The 22,608-nt window shown below is 41.0% G+C and carries 18 protein-coding genes; 14 read left to right on the plus strand and 4 right to left on the minus strand.

What is annotated here, in order from left to right:
• Nucleotides 1-45: 45 nt before the first annotated feature.
• The 3 genes from VRK28_RS09815 (at nucleotide 46) to VRK28_RS09825 (ending at nucleotide 4,037) form a co-directional block, all read left to right on the plus strand.
• Nucleotides 46-1,005: a porin gene (locus VRK28_RS09815; protein ID WP_062565537.1), complete on the plus strand. Its 960-nt coding sequence runs from the start codon at nucleotides 46-48 to the stop codon at nucleotides 1,003-1,005.
• Between the two features lie 57 nt (nucleotides 1,006-1,062).
• Nucleotides 1,063-2,493, plus strand: a complete 1,431-nt coding sequence (locus VRK28_RS09820) for an SLC13 family permease (RefSeq protein WP_058584394.1) — start codon at nucleotides 1,063-1,065, stop codon at nucleotides 2,491-2,493.
• Between the two features lie 191 nt (nucleotides 2,494-2,684).
• Nucleotides 2,685-4,037: a coniferyl aldehyde dehydrogenase gene (locus VRK28_RS09825; RefSeq protein WP_082710934.1), complete on the plus strand. Its 1,353-nt coding sequence runs from the start codon at nucleotides 2,685-2,687 to the stop codon at nucleotides 4,035-4,037.
• 21 nt (nucleotides 4,038-4,058) lie between these two features.
• On the opposite strand, the gene VRK28_RS09830 is transcribed toward VRK28_RS09825, so the two are convergent.
• On the minus strand, nucleotides 4,059-4,781 hold the full coding sequence (locus VRK28_RS09830; protein ID WP_054563984.1) for a tetratricopeptide repeat protein: 723 nt from the start codon (nucleotides 4,779-4,781) through the stop codon (nucleotides 4,059-4,061).
• A gap of 546 nt (nucleotides 4,782-5,327) precedes the next feature.
• Between VRK28_RS09830 and VRK28_RS09835 the strand changes: the two genes are divergently transcribed.
• The 3 genes from VRK28_RS09835 (at nucleotide 5,328) to VRK28_RS09845 (ending at nucleotide 9,272) form a co-directional block, all read left to right on the plus strand.
• Complete coding sequence (locus VRK28_RS09835) at nucleotides 5,328-6,176, plus strand: DUF6279 family lipoprotein (protein ID WP_062565535.1); 849 nt, start codon at nucleotides 5,328-5,330, stop codon at nucleotides 6,174-6,176.
• Between the two features lie 129 nt (nucleotides 6,177-6,305).
• Nucleotides 6,306-8,123 carry a serine hydrolase domain-containing protein gene (locus VRK28_RS09840; RefSeq protein ID WP_332393862.1) on the plus strand — a complete coding sequence of 606 codons (1,818 nt, stop codon included), beginning with the start codon at nucleotides 6,306-6,308 and terminating at the stop codon, nucleotides 8,121-8,123.
• 117 nt (nucleotides 8,124-8,240) lie between these two features.
• On the plus strand, nucleotides 8,241-9,272 hold the full coding sequence (locus VRK28_RS09845) for a GGDEF domain-containing protein (RefSeq protein WP_062565533.1): 1,032 nt from the start codon (nucleotides 8,241-8,243) through the stop codon (nucleotides 9,270-9,272).
• Nucleotides 9,273-9,293: 21 nt separating this feature from the next.
• Here VRK28_RS09845 and VRK28_RS09850 read toward each other — a convergent pair whose 3' ends face one another.
• Nucleotides 9,294-10,238: a LysR family transcriptional regulator gene (locus VRK28_RS09850; RefSeq protein ID WP_055199166.1), complete on the minus strand. Its 945-nt coding sequence runs from the start codon at nucleotides 10,236-10,238 to the stop codon at nucleotides 9,294-9,296.
• A gap of 118 nt (nucleotides 10,239-10,356) precedes the next feature.
• On the opposite strand from VRK28_RS09850, the gene VRK28_RS09855 reads away from it, so the two are divergent.
• The 8 genes from VRK28_RS09855 (at nucleotide 10,357) to VRK28_RS09890 (ending at nucleotide 19,638) form a co-directional block, all read left to right on the plus strand.
• On the plus strand, nucleotides 10,357-11,523 hold the full coding sequence (locus tag VRK28_RS09855; protein WP_062565532.1) for an efflux RND transporter periplasmic adaptor subunit: 1,167 nt from the start codon (nucleotides 10,357-10,359) through the stop codon (nucleotides 11,521-11,523).
• A 6-nt stretch (nucleotides 11,524-11,529) separates the two neighbouring features.
• Complete coding sequence (locus tag VRK28_RS09860) at nucleotides 11,530-14,676, plus strand: efflux RND transporter permease subunit (RefSeq protein ID WP_253048711.1); 3,147 nt, start codon at nucleotides 11,530-11,532, stop codon at nucleotides 14,674-14,676.
• The gene (locus tag VRK28_RS09865; RefSeq protein WP_062565530.1) at nucleotides 14,669-16,075 is read left to right on the plus strand and encodes a TolC family protein; all 1,407 of its coding nucleotides are present in this window, start codon (nucleotides 14,669-14,671) and stop codon (nucleotides 16,073-16,075) included. Before VRK28_RS09860 ends, VRK28_RS09865 begins: the two co-directional genes overlap by 8 nt.
• Before the next feature lie 13 nt (nucleotides 16,076-16,088).
• A complete protein-coding gene (locus VRK28_RS09870) occupies nucleotides 16,089-17,111 on the plus strand; it encodes a zinc-binding dehydrogenase (protein WP_062565529.1) in 1,023 nt (340 codons plus the stop codon).
• Between the two features lie 2 nt (nucleotides 17,112-17,113).
• Complete coding sequence (locus VRK28_RS09875; RefSeq protein ID WP_062565528.1) at nucleotides 17,114-17,512, plus strand: thiol-disulfide oxidoreductase DCC family protein; 399 nt, start codon at nucleotides 17,114-17,116, stop codon at nucleotides 17,510-17,512.
• A 58-nt stretch (nucleotides 17,513-17,570) separates the two neighbouring features.
• Entirely contained in the window at nucleotides 17,571-18,203 is a 633-nt protein-coding gene (locus VRK28_RS09880) for a lysoplasmalogenase (protein WP_062565527.1), read from the plus strand.
• 63 nt (nucleotides 18,204-18,266) lie between these two features.
• Nucleotides 18,267-18,545: a peptidylprolyl isomerase PpiC gene (gene ppiC / locus VRK28_RS09885; RefSeq protein ID WP_055021968.1), complete on the plus strand. Its 279-nt coding sequence runs from the start codon at nucleotides 18,267-18,269 to the stop codon at nucleotides 18,543-18,545.
• A 331-nt stretch (nucleotides 18,546-18,876) separates the two neighbouring features.
• A complete protein-coding gene (locus VRK28_RS09890) occupies nucleotides 18,877-19,638 on the plus strand; it encodes a hypothetical protein (RefSeq protein WP_062565526.1) in 762 nt (253 codons plus the stop codon).
• Between the two features lie 88 nt (nucleotides 19,639-19,726).
• Here the strand turns inward: VRK28_RS09890 and VRK28_RS09895 are convergent, their stop codons facing one another.
• Both VRK28_RS09895 and VRK28_RS09900 read right to left on the minus strand, forming a co-directional pair.
• Nucleotides 19,727-21,133, minus strand: a complete 1,407-nt coding sequence (locus VRK28_RS09895) for a YfcC family protein (protein ID WP_062565525.1) — start codon at nucleotides 21,131-21,133, stop codon at nucleotides 19,727-19,729.
• A gap of 152 nt (nucleotides 21,134-21,285) precedes the next feature.
• On the minus strand, nucleotides 21,286-22,506 hold the full coding sequence (locus tag VRK28_RS09900; protein ID WP_062565524.1) for a M24 family metallopeptidase: 1,221 nt from the start codon (nucleotides 22,504-22,506) through the stop codon (nucleotides 21,286-21,288).
• Between the last annotated feature and the right edge of the window lie 102 nt (nucleotides 22,507-22,608).

The raw sequence follows: 22,608 nt of genomic DNA on the forward strand, positions 1-22,608 counted from the left end.
CTTAACAGTTAGGAACAACAATTTGAACCTAATAAGGGGCGCATAATGACAACAATATACACTCAGACAAAAACACGCGTAGCAGCGGCTGTGATTTTAGCGAGCACAGCTGGCTCAGCAATGGCAGCAGACTACGCGGTATACGGTAAAGCAGAAGTTCAAATAGCAAACACAGATACAGGCGTTATGCGCTATGCAGATGAAGGTACGCAAATCGAAGCACCTTTTTCTCGTATTGGTATTAAAGGTAGCCACAAACTAACTGAGTCGCTAAAAGCAGTATTCAAATACGAAGTTCAAGTAAAAGGCTTTGAACATGACGATACCAGCGAGCCATTTTCAGCTCGTAATACTTACTTAGGCCTTGCAGGTGATTTTGGTGAAGTGGTTGTAGGTCGTAACGACACTCGTTTTAAATACTCAGAAGGTAAAGTAGACGGTTTTAACGAAACCCAAGCAGATATTGCTCAGTTGATCCCAGGTCAAGACCGTATCGGCGATACCATTACCTACAGCTCAAAAACATACGGTGGCGCATCACTTGCGTTAACTTATGCACCAAAAGATGACAGTAGCAACGATGAAGATGGTTTTGCGGCAACGGTTATTTATGGTGACCGTGCATTAAAATCTAAAGACTATTATGTTGCTATCAGCCATGTTGATGCACTTAATAAGTTAACAGCGAGCCGTGTTGTTGCAGCATGGAAACTTGATAACCTACAGTTAGCGGGTTTATTCCAGCGTAGCGAATCAACCGACGGTACGAAAGAAGGCAATGGCTATGCACTTAGCGCAAGCTATGCAATCGATAAATGGGTACCTAAGCTGCAATATGTTAAAGACGACTCAAAAATTCGCCATGCTGAAGAAGGTAAACAATGGACAGCAGGTGTAGACTATGTTTTTGATAAACAAACCACAGCATACTTATTCTATACTGATTTAGATTTAGAACTTGAATCAGACAACAGCGTTGCAATTGGCCTTAAATACAAGTTCTAAGGAGTCGGTATGTCATTAGTAAATCAAACAAAAGATGGCTCACAGCCACGCCCATTAATGAGCACAGTAATGTTACTGCTGGGCCCATTAGTGATGTTATTAACTTGCTTAATCGATCCACCAGCGGGTATGAGTGTATCAGCACTACGTACCGCAGGCCTTGCATTTTGGATGGCTTCTTGGTGGGTAAGCGAAGTTGTGCCTATTCCTGCTACTTCATTATTGCCACTGGTTATATCACCTCTTGCTGGCATTGCAGCAATCAAAGGGGTCGCGTCACCTTATGCACACCCTTTGATCTTTTTATTCTTAGGCGGCTTTTTGATCTCAATCGCGATGGAGCGTTGGGGTTTACATAAGCGTATTGCACTCAATACCATGCTTCGTGCTGGTACTAAGCCAAGCCTACAAATTTTAGCCATGATGTTAGTAACGGCATTTTTATCAATGTGGATGTCAAATACAGCAACTGCTGTGATGATGTTACCAATTGCTATGTCAATTACTATGTTGGTTAAACAGTCTAACCCTGAAAATGATCAATTTGGTAAAGCGTTGTTATTATCAATCGCTTATGGTGCAAGTATCGGTGGTATTGCTACTTTAATTGGTACCCCACCTAATGCACTTATGGCTGCGTATTTATCAGACAGCTACAAAATTGATATTGGCTTTGCTGAGTGGATGAAAGTAGGTGTACCTCTTGCAACTGTTATGCTGGCTTTATGTTGGGTTTGGTTAACTAAGTTTGCTTATAAAGTAGATACCGATTGTGCCAAAGCAGCAAGTAAAGATACTAAATCGTTATTCTTATCGCAGTTACAAGAGCTTGGTGCAATGCAGCGCGCTGAAAAAGGCGTAGCAGCCGTGTTCGTTTTAGCGGCAGTATGCTGGATCTTCAGACCTGTACTTGCCGACTTATCGGGCTTAAAAATCTCTGATACGGGTATTGCTATTGCTGCAGCATTATTGTTGTTCGTGTTACCGGCAAACAAAGGTGATGGTGAGCGTATTCTTGATTGGGAAAGTGCCGCTAAAGTACCGTGGGGCGTGTTGCTTCTATTCGGTGGTGGCTTAACACTGGCTGCGCAAATCAAATCATCTGGCCTAGCTGAGTATATTGCTCACATGATTGAAGGGGCGAGTGCAATTCCATTGGTGTTAAGTGTTCTAGCAGTGGCAACCTTAATCACTTTCTTAACTGAGATCACTAGTAACACAGCTACAGCTGCAGGTTTCTTACCACTATTAGGCCCTGTTGCTGAGTCAGTATTTGGTACACCGCTGGTATGGGTCATTCCAGCGGCTATTGCGTGTAGCTGTGCGTTTATGATGCCAGTTGCGACACCGCCTAATGCAATAGTGTTCGGCTCTGGGCAAATTCAAATGCGCGATATGATCCGCTCTGGATTTGCACTGAACATAATTGCTATTGCGATGATCACTGTAGTTACTATGACTATTGCCGCAGTGGTATTTGGTTTTTAGTTAAGCCTTTAAGTTTTCAACCTATTCCAACCAATAACAGCGCTCACTATGAGCGCTGTTTTTACATTTATAAAGTTGCTCAGATAAATTTAGCTAGTTATAGTGGCTAAAATCGTTTATCAAGAGATGATGTTTTGACTGATATACACGCACAATTACAGAGTGAATTTATAAAACTCAACGATGCTTTTATGGCAGAGCCTTATTTAGCCATTGATCAGCGTATTAAGCTTTTAAAAACGATTAAATCCCGCCTAATTGAAAATGAGCAAGCCCTAGTTGCAGCAACAAGCAAAGACTTTGGTTACCGTACCGAGTTCGATACGGTACTGGGTGACTTATTGCCAACGGTAAAATCATTAACCGACACCATAAAGCGCTTACCTAAATGGTCACGAAACGAATCACGCAGTGTGGGTATCAGTTTATGGCCTTCATCGGCACATATTCATTACCAACCTAAAGGTGTCGTGGGTGTTATTGCGCCGTGGAATTACCCAATTCAATTAGCATTAGTACCGGCTCTTAGCGCATTAGCGGCGGGTAATCGCGTGATGTTAAAACTAAGCGAATTTACCCCACATACTAATGCTGTTATTAAGCAAATAATAGACGGTGACGTTGCTGAGCACTGTATTATTGTTGAAGGCGAAGCCGACACTGCCTCCTCTTTTTGTGATTTACCTTTTGCTCATTTACTATTTACTGGCTCAACATCAGTAGGGCGTAAAGTGATGCAAGCGGCCAGTAAAAACCTCACCCCAGTGACCCTTGAGTTAGGCGGTAAATCACCGGTTGTGATTCTTGATGATGTGAATATCAAAGAGGCTGCAAAAACTCTGTTATTTGGCAAGCTAAATAACGCAGGGCAAATATGTGTTGCGCCTGATTATGTATTTGTACCTAAAAAGCTTGAGCATCAGTTAGTTCTGCAACTTAGTGAATTGTATAAAAAGCACTTTAAACAAGGTGTTGAAGGTAAGAATCTAACGTCTATTGTCTCTGATAGACAATATCAACGTTTAATTGCGACATTAAATGATGCAAAAGACAAAGGGGCTCAAGTGTTTGAGCCAATAGAAGGGCATCAAGTCGATGAACTTAAACATCGCATGGGTTTGCATATTTTAACGCAACTAAATGACGATATGCAGGTAATGCAAGATGAGATCTTTGGTCCTTTACTGCCAATTGTGAGTTATGAATCACTGCAACAGGTGATTGGCACCATCAATGCCGATTCATCACCTCTTGCCTTATACATTTTGGGTCATGACAAAGACAAAATCAGCAAATTAAGCGCATCAATCAGAAGTGGTACATTGGCAATTAACGATGTATTGATGCAAGTAACAGCCGATCAGTTACCATTTGGTGGTATTGGTGAGTCTGGGATGGGGCACTATCATGGTATTGAGGGCTTTAAAACCTTTAGCCATGCACGAAATACCTTAGTATCAGGTAAATTTAATCCACGTACCAGCTTGTTGTTAAAGCAAAATAAGTTGCTTATCAAACTATTAAAATGGATGTACTTGCGCTGATAAGCGCAAGTACACTGCTTGTTATAGACGCCCATCAGGTGCGTATAAACCAGCCTGAATTTTTGCATAAATCGCGTCTGCTTTTTCTTTCGCAGCTTCAATTTCTGCAGGCATCATATTGCGCTCATCAAGCTTACGGCTATGGCTTGCATCCATGTTGCCGTTGTATTCAGCAATGGTATTCCAAATGTATGATTTCTCGAGATTCTTAGGAACACCTAAACCCTCGTAATACATCAATGCCATATTAAACTGAGCAAGAGTAAAGTTATTTGCTGCCGCTTTTTGGTACCAGCTAAGCGCTGTGCGGTAATCTTGAATTACCCCTTCACCATTGGCGTACATAACCCCTAAATTAAACTGCGCTGCTGGGTGATTTTTTTGTGATGCCATTTCATATAATGAAATTGCTTTTTCTTTATCAAGTTTGACACCTTTACCTTCTTGATAAAGTACACCTAATGCAAACATTGAATCAGCATGTACTTTTTTTACTGCCTTTTCGTACAACTCTGCTGCTTTACGGTAGTCGCGTTGCACACCAAAGCCACCTTCGTACATTTTAGCAAGCTCATACATTGCAGGGGCATAACCTCTGTCTGCAAGGTAATTAAATTCATGAAGCGCTTCTTCAAAACGACCTTCATTTGCCGCTAATTGGGCATCTTCAAGACTGGCATTTGCTAAAGGTGACAAGATTAACGTGCTAGCGAGCAATAGTGATTTAAAATTAGGCTTGATCATAGTCTGCCTCCAAATGTGTGTTAGGTATCAATAACAAAGCATTGAGCTATTGATAAAATGCATTGCCAAACAGCCACTGAGCAAAACATCACTTTTAGTTTAGACCCAACAGCTGCAAATGCCCAATTTATAGACAGCGGCAAGCTTTGCAATTAACAAGTAGGCTTAAGATACAGATTTTACAGAAAAATTAAAGAAATAAAAAAAGCCCGTAGCGGGCTTTTTCGTGTCATATCTACCGTCACCGATATGAGCAATGTAGCAAGTAAAGTGTAACGTTTTATGTCTATGTTTGGGTCGAGGAAACAGGTGACAATCAAGAGTTACGTCTTGAACTAACTTGGTTAAACAGCATCAAAGCCTTTAACAGCATGATGTTGCTGTGAGAATAGTTTAGCCAACCAAGTTGTTGATAACGATTATTACTTAGGTTTAGCTGTTCGTCAATACTTAAATGATAATTAATTTCATTTAATTGCTATTGCTGAATATTTGTTCTCGGTGGTATGTTTACTTTGTTTTGAAACAGGATTTGAAAAAACTACAATGAAAAAGCTATCAAAGTATCTAATCGTATTTAGTTTGTTGTTCACCGTTGCTGGGTGTTCTCCTAGCTTCACTTACAATAACTTAGGTTGGTTATCAGGGTTTTGGATTGATGATTATGTTGACCTCAACAGTGACCAAGCTGATAAATTTAAGCATATCGTCAAAACCAGCCGCGATTGGCATCGAGAAACACAACTCCCTTTATACAAACGTGATCTTGAAAGCTTAAAGGCCATGTTAGATAAGCAAGTTGATCATAACGAACTTAAAGCACACTTCGTACAAGCAAAGCAGCATTGGCAAACGCTGGTTGATAAAATCGAGCCTGAACTTATTGATTTAGCAAACTCTCTTTCATATGAACAGCGAGTTGAGTTTGTTGCTGCACTGCAAGAAAACATTAACGATGAGTACAAAGAGCACGAAGAAAAATCGCCTGAGCAACATAAAAAAGAACGTTTAGAAGAAAACCTTGAAAACTATAAAGAGTGGTTCGGTACCAAGCTATCTGCACAGCAACAAACACTGATAGAGAACTCATCAAATACTCGAGTCAGTACATTTTTACTGTGGATGCAATACAAACAAAAGCGTTTAGATACATTAAAAACGCTGTTTATGCAAAAACAAAAACCAGCAGATTTCAACCAACAACTTGCTGTTATTATTAATGATCGTTTTGCCTTTATGAGCGATGAGTTAGTTGCCGCCGATGATAAAAATCTCGATAACTACGTTAACTTACTATTGGAGCTAAAGCCTACGTTAACCGAAAAACAACGTCGTAATATTCACGATGAGTTTGATGAATTAATTGATGAAGTGGCTGACTTAATCGATGACTAAAATTCTACTGGAGTTCAGTTGTTTATTTTAACCATAATACGCTTTGCCACTATAGCCTAAGAATTTAAAACAGTAGGGTTTATGTTTTAAGCCTTGGGACTGATCTATAAAAATAAAAATGAAAAAATTGTGAAAATACTCTATATCGTACTGATTTTATCTTCTTTCGTGTCTCACTTTCCCGCACTGGGAAAAAAGTTAACGTCACAAAGTGAATTGTCTACTCAAATTGAACAAGCATTGAATAATGAATCCTTAGTTGGGGTCGTCTGGTCAACCTTTTCAGAAGGTGAAATTGAATTAGGGGCGAAAGGGCTCGCAGGTTTAGATTCGAAAATGACGACTGATAACAAAGTTCAGAGTGGTTCTATTGTTAAAACGCTTATTGCCACTGGTGTATTACACCTTGTAACAGAAGGTAAACTGTCTCTCGATACTCCGGTTGATGAAATTTTATCTGATATTGATTTTAAGAATTCCTGGGCTTCAACAAACCCTGTTCGGGTTAGACACTTGCTTGATCACACATCTGGTCTCGAAGATATTCGACTTTGGCAACTTTTGACGACAAAAGCAGAGCCTGATACAGCCCTACAAAATACTATTGCTCCAAATCAATTACATATAAGAAATCGCCCAGGTAGCCGCCTTTCATACTCTAACATTGGTTATGCTTTACTTGGTATGGTGATTGAAGCGGTTGTTAATGAGCGCTACGAAGCATACCTCGATAAACAATTACTAGCGCCTCTGGGTATGCACATGAGTACGTTTAAATTTGTATCACAAGAGGGGGCTTTTCACGATCCAATGCTTGCAATGGGTTATTTCGAAAATGGTGTCAGCCAAGTCACACTTCCTATGTATTTAAGGCCTGCAGGACAATTCACAACAACAGCTAATGACATGGCACTGTTTGCTAGATTCTTGATGGGTGATGGAAAAGTAAATGGGCGGGTATTTATCGAATCTTCATTGTTAAAAAGTATGGGTAAGCCTTTCAAAACCGAAGCCGCTTTAAATCAATTAACGGACATTGGTTACGCGTTTGGAGTTACAACTCGCGATAGGCATGGTGTAGTAGGTAAATGTCATAGTGGCTCTACTTTGGGTTATCGGACTAACTTTTGTTATTTCCCAAATGAGCAAAAAGCATTTTTTATAGCTTTTAATGCTGATATCGAAACAGCTGATTATAAACAATTTGATGATATGTTGATTAATCACCTTGATATTAAAAAATATAAACCATTGACGCCATTAAGCTCAGAATTAAAAGTAGATGAATGGCAAGGTTTTTACACACTTTCTCCAACCCGAATGAAACGTTTTGAGTATTTTGACCAATTACTTCATTTTGCATCTGTATCATTGGATGGGGGGGATTTAGTACTTAAACCCTTTCAGGGGCACAAGAAAGTCTTGCACCCTGTGGGCGGTAATTTATTTCGCGAGAACACAAAGCGAGTAGCTTCTCATGCACTATATATTTCTGACGGTGGTAAACACTTAATCACCGATGGTTTTCGAACATATAAGCAGACCAGTCTTTGGGTACTGGTACCAATGTGGTTGAGTTTATTATTTGGGTTAATCGGTTTGATATGGATACTGATTTACGGCTCTATTTGTTTGGTTTTAGGCCGTTTTAACTTAATGAGAAAAGTACTGATTCCTTTTTTAGCTACGACATTTTTGCTGGTTCCACTGCCATTGTTCTTGACTCAGTCATTTTTGCGTATTGGTGAGGTAACACCCGCGAGTAGTATTTTAGCTATAGCAACGACAATTTTACCGTTTGCCATGTTGTTTGGTTTATGGCGTGTATTAAATTATAAAAAAATGCCTCTTATTAATTACTTGAATGGTTTTGCAATGTTTTGCACATTGCAATGGTCTGTCATTTTAGTGATTTGGGGAGTGTTCCCCCTAAAGCTTTGGGGCTAGTTGATTTAATATTCACTGTAATAGAGTGCATCTTTATGCACTTTTTAGTAATAACTTGTTCCTATATTACTTGTTTCGCGTTAAAATTAGGCAATTACAACAATAACGAGAAACCTGATGGATATTGGGGCGCTAAGAGGCACTCAAGCATTACGAAATAACGTTCTTAAATGGATGGGCTTTTGTCTTGGTGTACTTGCAGGAATATTCGCTGGTTTTAATCTTTTTATTAATGACTTTTTTGTTCTTGGGGCATTAGAAGTCGTTTTTGCATCGTTTTGTTTTTATATCTTTTTTTATACTCGAAAACGCAACGGTCATCTTTGGCAATCACTCACATTGTGCGTTTTCTTATCGCTACTCATCACGTTAGGCACGTATCTCAGCGACATTAAAAGTTTGTTGTTTATTTGGACTTGCTCACTACCGGTCTTGTTTTATCTGTTATTAGGTAAACAATACGGCAAAGTTTTGTCGCTGATAGTGGCTGTGCTACAAGGTGTTATTCTATTAACCAAGCCAAGTCTTGAACCTCTCAATAGTGTTAACTTTTTACTTAATTTTTCGTTTACCTACATCAGTATATGGGCGGTGTCTCATACTTTTGAGAATAGTCGTGCACAATACGGTAAGCGGCTCGAAAACTTAGCCTTACTTGATCCTTTAACCGGGGCAGGTAACCGCTTAGCGATGACCCATTATTTTGAAGTTGAGCTAAAAAACAAAAATGGTTTGTTTATTTTAATGCTAGACCTTGATTACTTTAAGAATATTAATGATCAATACGGCCACGATGTGGGCGACCGCATTTTAATTGAAGTAACCAGTTTCTTCAGGCAGCGCATTAACAGAGGCTATGTTTTTCGTATTGGTGGTGAGGAGTTTGCTATTTTTTTACCTGACAGCGACCCGCAAAGTGCATATGAATTTGCAGATATGCTGCGCGAGCAGTTATCAACGACTATCCACAACATAGACGAGCAAGCTATTAATTTGACTATTAGTATTGGTGTTGCTTGCTACATGCCAAATCAAACCCTAAAAAACTTTATTAAGCGTGCTGACGATGCACTATACCAAGCAAAACAGCAAGGCCGAAATAGAGTGGTAACGGCTTATGAATTAAGCAATCAAAATAAAGCGAGTTAGTGGCTATTCAAGCTTAGCAAGTTAGCCTTTGTACATAGTGTCAAAGTCAGGAATGTTTGCTTCCCATACCGGAATATCTTTGCCTATGTATTCACGCATAGCATCAAAGAATAAACGTGTTCTTACTGGTAAGTCTCTGTGTGGGTAAACTGCATACACCGCACTGTAATCGAGTAATTCCATATCGGTTAAAATAGGCACGAGATCGCCACGCTTAACTTCATCATCAAGAATAAAAGCCGGTGCTAGCACATAAGCATTGCCTGAGATAGCCTTCATCAAAAGTACTTCGGCATCGTTCGCACGAAAGACGCTTTTGATATTTTGTTCAATAATATCGCCATCGGCATTACGATAACGAATACCTCCAATGCGTTTACTTGGGCTTGAATAGCTAGCAGCAGGTAATTCTTTTAAGTCTTCAACATGTTTAGGCATACCGTATGTTTCGATGAACTCAGGTGAGGCTAAAAGTAACATACGGTTGCGGGCGATTTTACGAGCAATGAATGACGAGTCTTTTGGTTCGCCAACACGAAAAGCCAAATCATAGCCCTCTGATACTAAATCAATCAGTCTGTCGTCTAAACGAAGCTCTACTTCAACTTGCGGAAAACGTTTTTGAAAGTCATTAATTACAGGCTGAATATAACGCTTACCGATAATACTTGATGAGGTAATTTTTAACGTACCACGGGGTTCTTGGTGGTAATTCTCTGCAAGTCTTACGGTATCTGATAACAAATCTCTGAGTTCAGCTGCTTTTTTTACCATTTCAGCGCCAGCGGCAGTCAACGAAAAAGAGCGCGTGGTTCGATTAAGTAAACGCACCCCTAATTCATCTTCAAGACGGCTAATTTGTTTTGAAATGACAGAGCGGTCTATATTTCTAGACTCTGCGGCTTTGGCAAATGAGCCTCGTTCAATCACTTCAAGCAACATTAATAAGCGGCTGGTGGTATCCATAGCAGTTCCTTAAACTTTATTGGTGCCATTCTGGCATTAATGAATTTAAAAATCTATCATTTTTATCCGCTAATTAGTTCCGTAATATTGTCTCCAATCTATTAACAGGAGAGTCGTGATGAACAAATCTATTCTTGCAGTGGCAGTGACCATTGCGAGCTTAACGCTTGCAGGATGTGGCACAGAAGCCAATCAAGCAGCGCAGCAACAGCAATTACAACCAATCGATGTAGCACAAGTGCTTGTTAAGCCGGTACAAAATTGGCACACCTATACAACGCGTTTAGAGGCGCCACAAGAAGTTGCGCTTATGCCGCGTGTTTCGGGTGTTATCGATAAAATTAACTTTAAAGAAGGTGACAGCGTAAAAGAAGGCGATTTGCTTTTCACCCTTGATGCTCGCCCATTTGCTGCCGTAGTAGATAGCTTAAAAGCGCAAATCGAGAGCGCAAAGGCGGCACTTGAGCAAGCTAAAAGTGAAGCAAAACGCGCAGATCGCTTAACAGAGCGAAAAGCGATTTCAACGGAGCAAGCTGAGTCTCGTAAATCAACTCTAAGACAACGCGAAGCACAATTGCTAGCACTACAAGCTGAGCTTACTGCCGCTGAGCTTGATTTAGCATTTACGCAAGTGCGTTCGCCAATTGATGGCGTTGTATCTCGTGCGAATATCACCAAAGGTAACAATGTTCTTGCAGGTCAAAGCGTATTAACAAGCATTGTTTCAAACCAGCAAATGTATGCTTATTTTGATATTGATGAGCGTACGTGGAATCGGTCATTTGCTGATGTGACAGCGCAAAGTGAACAAGCGGTTGTGATGCAAAAAGTGGGTCAAACCAGCTTTAACTACAATGGCAAAATCAACTTCATTGATAACCAAATCAACGAAACTACCGGCACTCTTCGTGTACGTGCAGTGTTTGAAAACGATGAACAACAATTACGTGCGGGTTCATTTGCTCGTATCAAACTTGCTGCCAATAAAGTGAGCGAAAAAGTCATCGTGCCAGAACGTGCAATTGGGACTGATTTAAAGAATCGCTTTGTACTTACCGTAGGTGAAGGCAATGTTCTTGAATATAAATTAGTGACTGTGGGTGAGCGTTACGGCAGCTTACGAGCGATTACATCGGGTCTAAACGAAAATGATGTGATTGCTGTGAATGGCCCGGCGCGTGTTGGTCCTGGTATGCCTATTTCACCAAACACAGTCACTATTAATAGCGATGGAATTGCATTCACTCTTTCAAATAATCACTCAGATTTGGTTGCTAAACAGTAGGTCAAAATGAAATTTTCACACTTTTTTATCCAGCGACCCATCTTTGCAGCGATGCTGTCGCTTATCTTTCTCATCGCAGGGGCAATCTCGTTATTTCAATTGCCAGTGAGTGAGTACCCAGAGGTAGTGCCTCCAACTGTTGTTGTGACGGCAAGTTACCCGGGTGCAAACCCAACGGTAATTGCTGAAACAGTGGCGACGCCGCTTGAGCAAGAAATCAATGGTACTGAAAACATGTTGTATATGTTTTCGCAAGCAACCAGTGATGGCCGTATGACGTTAACAGTTACCTTTGCATTAGGGACTGATTTAGATCGTGCGCAAGTACAAGTACAAAACCGTGTTAACAGTGCGCTACCACGCTTACCGCAAGAAGTTCAGCGTTTAGGTGTTGTCGCTGAAAAATCATCACCAGATTTAACCATGGTGGTGCATTTATACTCACCAGAAAAAACGCATGATACAACTTACTTAGCCAACTATGCCGATTTGTATATCAAAGACCAAATTGCACGTCTTCCTGGTGTGGGTGATGTTCGTATGTTTGGTGGTGGTCAATACTCAATGCGTGTTTGGCTTAACCCTGATGCACTCTCTGCTCGTGACTTAACAGCCATGGACGTAGTAAATGCATTACGCGCGCAGAACCAACAAGTAGCTGCGGGTAGTTTAGGTGCACAACCAACTTCGAAAAGTAATCAATTTCAAATTCTGATGAATGTAAAAGGGCGCTTAAGCTCAAAAGAAGAATTTGAAAATGTGATCATCAAAGTAGGTGAGCAAGGTCAGCTTACACGTTTAAGTGATGTTGCACGCCTTGAATTAGGCCAAGACACTTATGCACTAAGAGCGATGTTAGATGGTCAACCAGCCCTTGCAATGCCGGTATTCCAGCGCCCGGGGTCAAATGCGATAGAGCTTTCTGATCAAGTGCGTGAAACCATGAAAGGTTTATCAAAAGACTTTCCGGCAGGTGTTGAATACGACATTGTTTATGACCCAACTGTATTCGTACGCGGCTCAATTGATGCTGTTATTAAAACGCTACTAGAGGCAATTGCGTTAGTGGTTATTGTTGTAGTGGTGTTCTTACAAACTTGGCGTGCATCGGTTATCCCGCTTATTGCGGTACCTGTATCTTTGATTGGTACGTTTGCGGTTATGCAATGGTTGGGTGTGTCGATTAATACCTTATCGCTATTCGGCTTGGTTCTTGCCATTGGTATTGTTGTTGATGATGCCATTGTTGTGGTTGAAAACGTTGAGCGTAATATCGAGCAGGGCTTATCGCCACTTGAAGCAACCCGTGTCGCGATGACCGAAGTAACAGGACCAATTATTGCCATTGCACTTGTATTGTGTGCGGTATTTATTCCAACAGCGTTTATTACGGGGTTATCTGGTCAATTTTATAAGCAATTTGCATTAACTATTACAATTTCGACGGTTATCTCAGCATTTAACTCGTTAACACTATCGCCTGCGTTATCGGCGTTGTTACTAAAAGGTCATGATGCAAAACCAGACCGTTTAACTAAGTTATTAAATCGCATATTCGGTAATTGGCTATTTAAACCTTTTAACCGCTTATTTGATAAAGGCGCCAATGGCTACGAAAAGCTGGTTCAAAAGCTAATTCGTATGAGTGTGATTGTATTAGTTGCTTATGTTGCGCTTGTTGGTGGCACAGTTAAATTGTTCGATGCTGTACCAGGCGGTTTTATCCCACAGCAAGATAAGCAATATTTAGTTGCTGTTGCACAGTTACCAGATGCGGCAAGCTTAGATAGAACTCAAGAAGTCGTGCAAGAAATGGAAAAAATTGCATTACAAGTACCGGGTGTTGCAAACACAGTATCGTTTCCTGGTTTATCGGTGAATGGTTTCACAAATAGCCCTAACAGCGGCATTATGTTTACTCCACTTGCACCTTTTGAAGAGCGCCAAGATCCGAGTATGTCAGCAATGGCAATTGCGGCTCAGTTAAATCAAAGGTTTGCGACTATTGATGAAGCGTTTGTTGCGGTATTCCCGCCACCGCCAATTCAAGGTTTAGGGACAACAGGTGGCTTTAAACTACAAATTGAAGACCGTGCTAACAAAGGCTTTGAGGAACTCTTTAATAGCTTACAAGCAACCATTGCTAAAGCACAACAAGACCCTGCGTTAATGGGCCTATACTCAACCTTTAGAATTCAAGTACCACAAATGGATATCGACATTGATCGTGAGCAAGCGCTTATTCAAGGTATTCCACTTGATGAAGTATTTAATGCCTTACAAGTGTACTTAGGTTCTGTGTACGTCAATGACTTTAACTTGTTTGGTCGTACTTATCAGGTTAATGCACAAGCTGATGCCGATTACCGTCAAGATCCAGATCAAATCTTGAATCTTAAGGTACGTAACCGTATGGGTGAGATGGTGCCATTAGGCTCTGTATTAACGGTAACGCCAACAACAGGCCCAGATCGTGTAATGCACTATAACGGTTATCCAACAGCTGAACTAAATGGTAGCCCTGCGCCAGGTTATAGCTCAGACCAAGCACAGCATGCGATTGAAGTAATCCTTGCCGATACATTACCAAATGGTATCGAGTTTGAATGGACAGAAGTAACGTATCAGCAAATATTAGCAGGTAATACCATGGTGTATGTTTTCCCACTGGTTGTATTACTTGTGTTCATGGTACTTGCTGCCCAATACGAGAGCTTAAGATTACCACTGGCTATTATTTTGATTGTGCCTATGACGATTTTCTCGGCCTTGTTAGGTGTGTGGCTTGTTGGTGATGACAACAACATCTTCACGCAAATTGCACTCATCGTACTGGTTGCACTGGCAAGCAAAAACGCCATCTTGATGGTTGAATTTGCACGAGATCAGCATAAAACGGGGCTGTCTCACCTTGAAGCCATTATTAAAGCGTGTCGCTTAAGACTTCGCCCAATTTTAATGACGTCAATTGCCTTTACAGCAGGTGTTGTCCCCCTTGTTTTAGCAACTGGTGCAGGTGCAGAGATGCGTCATGCCATGGGTAACGCGGTATTCTCAGGCATGATTGGTGTAACCGTGTTTGGCTTATTGTTCACCCCGGTGTTTTATATGTTAGTAACTAAAAAATCGCAGAAGGAGCAACATGATGCATAAGCCTCTTCATGCAATCTTTAAACACGGCAAACTAGTTAGTGCAATGCTGTTAGCCGGAGCACTGGCAGGCTGCGCACAAAGCGTCGATATGCAAGAGCAGCAAGTGAGCCTGACACAATTTGTTAGCGATACACAAATTGGTGAACAAAACGAAGGTGCGAGCGAAAATAATTGGTGGCGCCGTTTAGATTCGCCGCAGTTAAACAATTTAGTAACTGATGCATTAGCAATGAATCACGACCTAAAAACCAGTCAACTTCAGCTTGATGCAGCCATTGCCCGTTTAGGTGCAGCCCGCGCGGATTATTATCCGCAGGGCAGCCTAAGCGTAGGCGCAGAGCGCAGCAGCTTAGATGGCGCAATTACGCGCCAATCAAACGCAGGGGTTAATGTTAATTGGCAGCTTGATTTGTTTGGCCGTATTACAGCGCTGGTGGATGCAGCTAATGCAGGTGCACTAAACCAAGCAGAGCAGCTAAGAGCATTACAGGTTGAAGTGGTTTCAGCTGTAGTGCAAGGCTATGTAAGCTATCAAGGTAATGTGCAAAAGCAAGCTATCATTGAGATGCAAATCGAGGCGCTCGAGCAAAGTATAGATGTGCTCAAAGCGCGAGTAGAAGAGGGGGTTGCGAATGAGCTTGATCTTAACCGTACCCTTGCGCAGTTAAAGCAGCAACAAGCGCTTATTCCTGAGCTTAGTTACTTGCAATATCGTGACCTCGCAACCCTTGCGGTACTAACTGGTCGACTTGCAAGCGACATAACTTTGATAGAAGAGCCTGAGTTACTCAGCCACGAATTTAGCGTTTCGTTTACTAAAGCCAGTGAAGCAATGGCTCTCAGACCAGATATTACCAGTGCTTTGTATCAGTTTAGTCAGGCTTATTCGCTAAGTGTTGCCGCCTCAAAAGCACTACTGCCAGATATTAGTCTGGCAGGGTTTGCAGGTGTGGTGAGCTTAACCAGTAATGGCTTAGAAGATACCGTGCAACAATGGCAAGTAACGCCAAAAGTTGAATGGTCATTACTCAGCTATCCTGCATTATTAGCGCAGCGTGATGCACAGCAGTTTTTAAGTGAAGCCGCTTACAGTGACTATCAAAGTAAAGTATTAAAAGCCATTAGCGATAGTGAACTTACTTTACAAAGACTAGTCAAACAGCAGCAACAGTTAAGTTATGCTGATCAGCGTTTTAATTATGCGAATAAAGCATTTGGTCAAGCTCAAGCAATGTATCAAGAAGGACAAATTCCTTACTTAGAGTTGTTAGATGCGAGACAGGATGTTTTAATAGCGCAAGAGAACGCTGTTGATTCAACAATTGCTTCGTTACAGGCCAAAGTAAGTGCTTATCAAGCGTTTAATGGTCGCTGGAGCTTTGAACTAAACAACCTTTAACCCAGAGTATTCAATGTCACATATTCAACAAACTACAGAACTTCCGTCAACAATGCGCGCGCTCGCACTGCTTGAGCCAAATGACGCGATTGCGTTATCTGAGCTTTCTGTGCCAGTACCGAGCCCTGAAGGCAACGAGCTCTTGATAAAAGTTGAATATGTGGGCTTAAATCATGGTGATGCCAACTTTGCAAAACAAGGTTTTTGTAAATGGCATTACCCGCATGTATTAGGCCATGATGCTGTTGGCGTGGTTGTTCAAGCAAATAAAGGTGTATTCCCTGGTGTGGGTGCACGTGTTGTATGGCACGCCAGCCTTGGTGACCAAGGTGTGTTATCTGAATACACAACGGTACCAAACTATGCGGTATCGGTTGTGCCAGATAACGTATCACCGGCAGATGCTGCAACTTTACCTTGTTCAGGTATGACGGCATTAATTGCCCTTGATAAGTTGCAGCTAAGCGAAGGGGATTCACTGTTTATTGATGCAGGTGCAGGCGGCGTTGGCCAATTCGCTATTCAATTTGCTAAGCAACGTGGCGCAACCGTATTTACCACTGCTAGCAAACACAATCATAAGTTACTTAAGCAATTAGGTGCTGATGTGGTGTTTGACTACAAAGACCCAAAACTTGAAGATAAAATTCGCCGTGAATTAGGTCCGCAGGGCTTTGATGCAGTGCTTGATTGTATTGGTGGTGATACCACTGTTCGTAACGTTGAGCTTATGCGCTTTTGTGGCCGTATTGCCTGTTTAAATGAGTTACCTAAGTTTGAACAAGAACTGATGTTTAGACGCGCACCAAATATTGGCATTGTATCCTTAGGTGGTGCATGGCTTGCAAATAGCTTATGTGCGCAACAAAAGCTGAGTTTTATGGGAAATTTATTACTCGATAATGCAGCCCGTGGTGAGATCAAACTACCACAAATCCATGCCGTTGATTTTAACGCTGAGGCTGTTTCAGCAGCTTTAAATAAACAACTTGCAGGTGGCTTTACTGGTAAACAAGTCGTGCAAGTAAGCGGTTAATTTTGCAAACTCACTGCCCAGTCATCCTGTTTGATGGTCAGTGTAATCTGTGCCATTTTTGTGTGCGGTTTATTGTTCGCTTTGATAAGCAAATCACTTTTAAGTTATGCCCAATGCAAAGCGATAAAGGTGAGCGTTTATTAAAGGCTCATGCAGTTAAAGATCCACTTTCCTCAATGTTAGTCATTGATAAAAACCAGCTATATAAACAAAGTGATGCTGTGTTATTTATCGCAACTCAACTAGGTTTTCCATTCTCTTTGGCTAACGTTTTCAAGCTACTGCCAAAATGCATTCGCGATCGTATGTATGATTGGGTTGGTCGTAATCGTTATCGTTTTTTTGGCAAACGGACACAGTGTAAGTTACTGACTGAAAGACAAAAGCAGCATTTTTTATAAACATTTAAAGCAAAGCTTGCTATTCTCATTATTGGGAACAAACAACAATAATAACAATATGAACATTCTCTTTCTAACCCTAAGTACGTTTTACATTGCTTTACTGCTATTACAGCCAGCATTGCCTCAACCTTTTTTGGAGCTATTTAAAACATTACCAATCGGCCTATTGATTGTGATGGTGTTAAAAAGGCGTAGTCAGGTACAAAATCGCACTTTTATTACTTTATTATTCGCTCTTAGTTTTTCAGCACTAGGTGATGTGTTGCTAGCCCTTGATACAGGGCAACTCTTTATAGGTGGTTTAGCGGCTTTTTTTATAAGCCATACCTTTTATATCATTACCATGTTGCCAATTAAAAACTGGCGACTAGACGTTGTACTTCTTTATCTATTTTTGGCCATCATCGTTTTTTGCTTATTCTATCCAAACTTAAATGACATGCTCGTCCCTGTGCTTTTCTATATGTTGGTACTTACCATAATGGCAAGCCTTACTTGGATGACGGATAAGTCGAACGGCTTTTTAGTGTTAGGTGGGGCAGTGTTTGTAATATCAGACTCTATTCTTGGCCTTAATCGTTTTTATTTAGAAATAGCCCATGCAGATATCGCAATAATGATAACGTATTACATTGCGCAATTTTGTTTGGTGACAGGATTTTTGCAGGCAACAAGTAAACATAAATAGCCGCAGTGGCTCAGTGGTGATTGCCGTGATAAAATATGCGCGTTTTAATTTTCGAGATTTTCCATGGCAAATACAGCGCACGCACTGCACATTCTTGTTAAGCACAAAGAACAAGCTGAAGACATTATCAAGCAACTAAAAAAAGGTGCTAAGTTTCAGACCCTAGCTAAAAAACATTCAACTTGTCCGTCGGGTAAAAAAGGCGGCGACTTGGGGGAATTTAGACGTGGGCAAATGGTGCCACAGTTTGACAAAGTAGCTTTCAGCGGCGAAATCTTAGAGCCTCATTTAGTGAAAACGCGCTTTGGTTGGCATGTAATTAAAGTGCTGTACCGAACTTAATTCCTAATAAGAATGCCTCCTGATGTGAGGCATACTAATTTATATTCAATTTTTAGGCATTACTTTATAGTAATTGAACTTTCATTTTCTGGAACTAGCTATAAAGTAAACTTTTTTAATATTTAAGTTTACATTTTTTTTTGGTCAGACTTCTTTAAATACACCACTAAATAGTGCTTTTGGGTTAACAGTGACTAACGTTAATTCGTTGGTAGAGATAAATCCATACCTACAATGTTGTGTATTTTAAACCACTAGAGTGTGGCTTATGAAGTTTTATGTAATTGGATATACCTCTAGCACGATAGTGATCATTAAATGGAGGTATATTATGAATACTCAATCAAGATTAAAACTAGCCGTTTTGGCTGCGAGTACTTTACTCGTTACCCAATTACATGCAGAACCATCTGGAAAAGGCAATGGAGAAACACCAAATGGTGTTCCTTTTAAGCATCTTCAAGAGCAAATAGATCAAAATAAAGCTGACTTAGACGCCTTAGCAGCAAGCACAGGCGCATCTATTGCTAGCATTGAAGCTGATGTAATGCTCATTCAACAAGATATCAGTGATTTATCTGCGCGTATAACAGCGAATGAAAATGATATCGCGGTTTTACAAAGTGATGTTGATGCGAATGCTTCACAAATATCAGCTTTAGAAGCAGAAACTGCAGCTCTTCAATCTGACTTAGATAACTTAGAAGCAAGCTTAGCATCTAAACAAGATGTCTTAGATGGCTCTTGCCCTGTTAATTCATCGCTTAGGGTGATTTATCCTGACGGAAGCTTTATTTGCGAAGTAGATACGAGCGATACGTACCAAAGCATACTGGTTAGAGTCGGCGGATATGTGCCAGTTAGCTCGTCTTATAGTGTGATGAGGCGAGCGGTTTCAGGTAACTGCCCTTCAGGTTATTTTGCAGTGAGTGGTGGTCCTGAATTAAGGCTTTTAGGTACGGGACGTAATGTTAATATTTCAAGCAGTAAGGTGTTATCAACATCAAGTTGGGAAGTCAATTTTTCAAGGGCTTATGGTAATGGTTTTAACTATGTACGTGTTAAAGCAATGTGTTTAAGAAGGTTTAATTAAGACATAATTAATCCATAGTTAACATAATAAACATTTTAATAGGATTATAAAAAAGCGTCAATTGACGCTTTTTTTTTACCCAAACGAGTTAGTTTATCTGTGGCTGCACATCTAAGCCATAGCCAAACATTACAGCTAATACCAATACAACCGATGCTGCGACCATTAGTTTGATCAGTAGTGGCAAACAGAATCTAAACCAATATCCGTAAGGCACACCAGCCATGCCTAAAATACCCATAAGTACGGCATTGGTAGGGATGATCATATTTGAAAAGCCATCACCAAATTGATAAGCAAGCACGGCGACTTGCCTTGGTACACCCACTAAATCACCTAGTGGCGCCATTAGTGGCATGGTGACATAAGCTTGCCCTGAACCAGAAGGAATAAAGGTATTAAGCAGGGTTTGAATAACCAACATACCAATTGCAGATATTTCAGCTGATACATAAGAAAGCGGTAACGACATGCCATGTACAAGGCTATGCAGGATTTGGCCGTCTTCTAAAATTAGTGCAATACCCCGTGCTACACCAATTAACACTGCAGTAGTAACAAGATCAGACACGCCTTCTATAAATTTGTTAGCTGCTTCATCAGCAGACAGTTTGCCTAAAATGGCGACAACCACACCCCAAGCAATAAAAACACCACCTAGCTCGTATAAGTACCAGCCCTTCGTTGCGATGCCCCATACTGCAATTGCAAGGGTAATAATAAAGCTGCCTAAAATGAGTTTATGGCGCAGGGCAAGTGCTGGGTAACTTGTTGCTGTTTGATTTTCCAGTGGGCAAGGCACGCCAATCATCATCGATTTAGACGGATCGTTCGCTACCTTTTTGGTGTATTGCCAAACATGATGAAAACCAATGAGCACAAATGGAATGAATATAGCTAAACGTAACCACAGACCAGAGTAAACAGGAATACCTGCAATTTGCTGTGCGATTAATACCGTAAATGGGTTAAATGCCGAAACACCATAACCAATACCATAACCTGCGACTATCATACCTACGGCAGTCATTGCATCTAGGCGCATTGCCTTACAAAGCGCTACAAGAATAATAACAAAAGGAATATATTCGCCGGCGGTACCAATACTGCTTGATGCTAAGGCAAAGCAAAACACCACCATAAAGATTAATCGTTGTGGTTTTTTACCGTGTCGCTCTAAAAGCCTACCAATGAGAGCATCAACAGTGCCTGTGGCACGTGCAACAGCTAATACACCGCCAACAATTAACACAAAGAAAATAACATCTTGAGCAGCAGCAAAAGCGCGAGGTATGGCTTGTAATAAATCCCATGGAGTTAAGTAATGGCGCTCAGCAACTGTTTGATAGGTGCCCGCAACAACCATTTCTCGGCCTGATTCACTTAATGTAGTAGTGAAAAAACCTTGTGGTACTAACCAAGTAGCAATAAGCGCAACAACCATCATGCACAGCAGCAGTATCAGGGTATGTGGAACTTTAAAACGTAAACCCATTTATTCTCCGTAATTATGTTAGGTTAAATTCTTGAAATCATAACATGATAAAAGCTGATAGGTTGTCTCTAAAATGTCCACACTGTTAATGATTGTAATAATTCAGATACAAAAAAGGCCAGAAAACTGGCCTTATAAAGTTAATTTGAATTTTATTTAGCTAAACCAAATGGGTCATCAATGCTATGAGCAGGCTCGGTAAACCAGCGCGGGCCTTCGTCTGTCATATAAAAGTGATCTTCTAAGCGAATACCAAACTCATCCGGTATTACTAACATAGGTTCGTTACTAAAACACATACCTGTTGCGAGTGGGGTAGGGTTACCACCCACTAGGTATGGCCATTCATGAATATCTAAACCAATGCCATGGCCTGTTCTGTGTGGGCAGCCTGGTGTTTGATACTCTGGTCCCATGCCATTTTCGGCGAGGTACTGCCTTGCAGCATCGTCTACTTTGCCACATGGCTCACCATTTTTTGCGGCAGCAAAAGCAGCAAGTTGGGCATTTTTTTCGTGTTGCCAAAACGTACGTTGGCGATCGGTTGCTCCACCAAATACATAAGTACGGGTAATGTCAGAGAGGTAATCATGTACTTTACAGCCAGTATCAATCAGTACCACATCACCTTTTTTAAGGGTTTGCGGGTTTTTAACGCCATGCGGGAAAGACGACGCAACACCAAATAACACAATACAAAAATAGTTACCCGGTGCGCCGACTTTTTGGTGCGCTTTTTTAATAAAGGCTTCAACCTCAGTTGTGGTGATACCTTCATAAAGCATACTTGCCGTTGCTTTATGTACTTCTAAAGTCATGTCCATTGCACGTTGCATTAGGGCAAGTTCGCTGGCTGACTTATGCATGCGGCAGTGAGCTGTTACGCACTGTGCGTTAACAATATTGTAATTGCCGTTCGCTTTATTAATGCCGTCGTAGATGAAAAACTGTGCGCTTTCATCAATACCAAGGGTACCATCTTTGCTAATGCCCATTTCTGTAAGAACATCTACACACAGTTGATAAGGGTTTTCGTGTTCTTGCCAGCCACGAATTGGGCCATCAATCACCATAAAATCGTTTAAGCTGCCGATTTCAAAAAACGGTGCTATGTATTGCACATCACCTTTAGCAGGTAAAATAGCGCCAACTAAACGCTCACTTGCGTACCAACGCATACCTGTAAAGTAGGCTAGGTTAGTGCCTGCATTTAAGTATATTGCATCAATATTGTTTGCTTGCATATACGCTTGTGCTTTTGCGATACGTGCATGAAATTCGTCATTTTGAATAGGGGTTAAATCTGTTGTCATATCTGACAAAGAGTCAAGCGCCTGCTCTGGCGTTTGTGTGCCAATACCGTAAGTTGTCATTGTGTACTCCTTGGTTTTTTGTGCATTGTGGCTTGAGTAAACAGCTGATGCAAACTCACTGCGACTAATCGCATAATATTCGTATTTATGGACATAACTGTT

The sequence above is a fragment of the Pseudoalteromonas sp. P80D2 genome (assembly GCF_036680945.1).
Classification (GTDB): Bacteria; Pseudomonadota; Gammaproteobacteria; order Enterobacterales; family Alteromonadaceae; genus Pseudoalteromonas; species Pseudoalteromonas shioyasakiensis.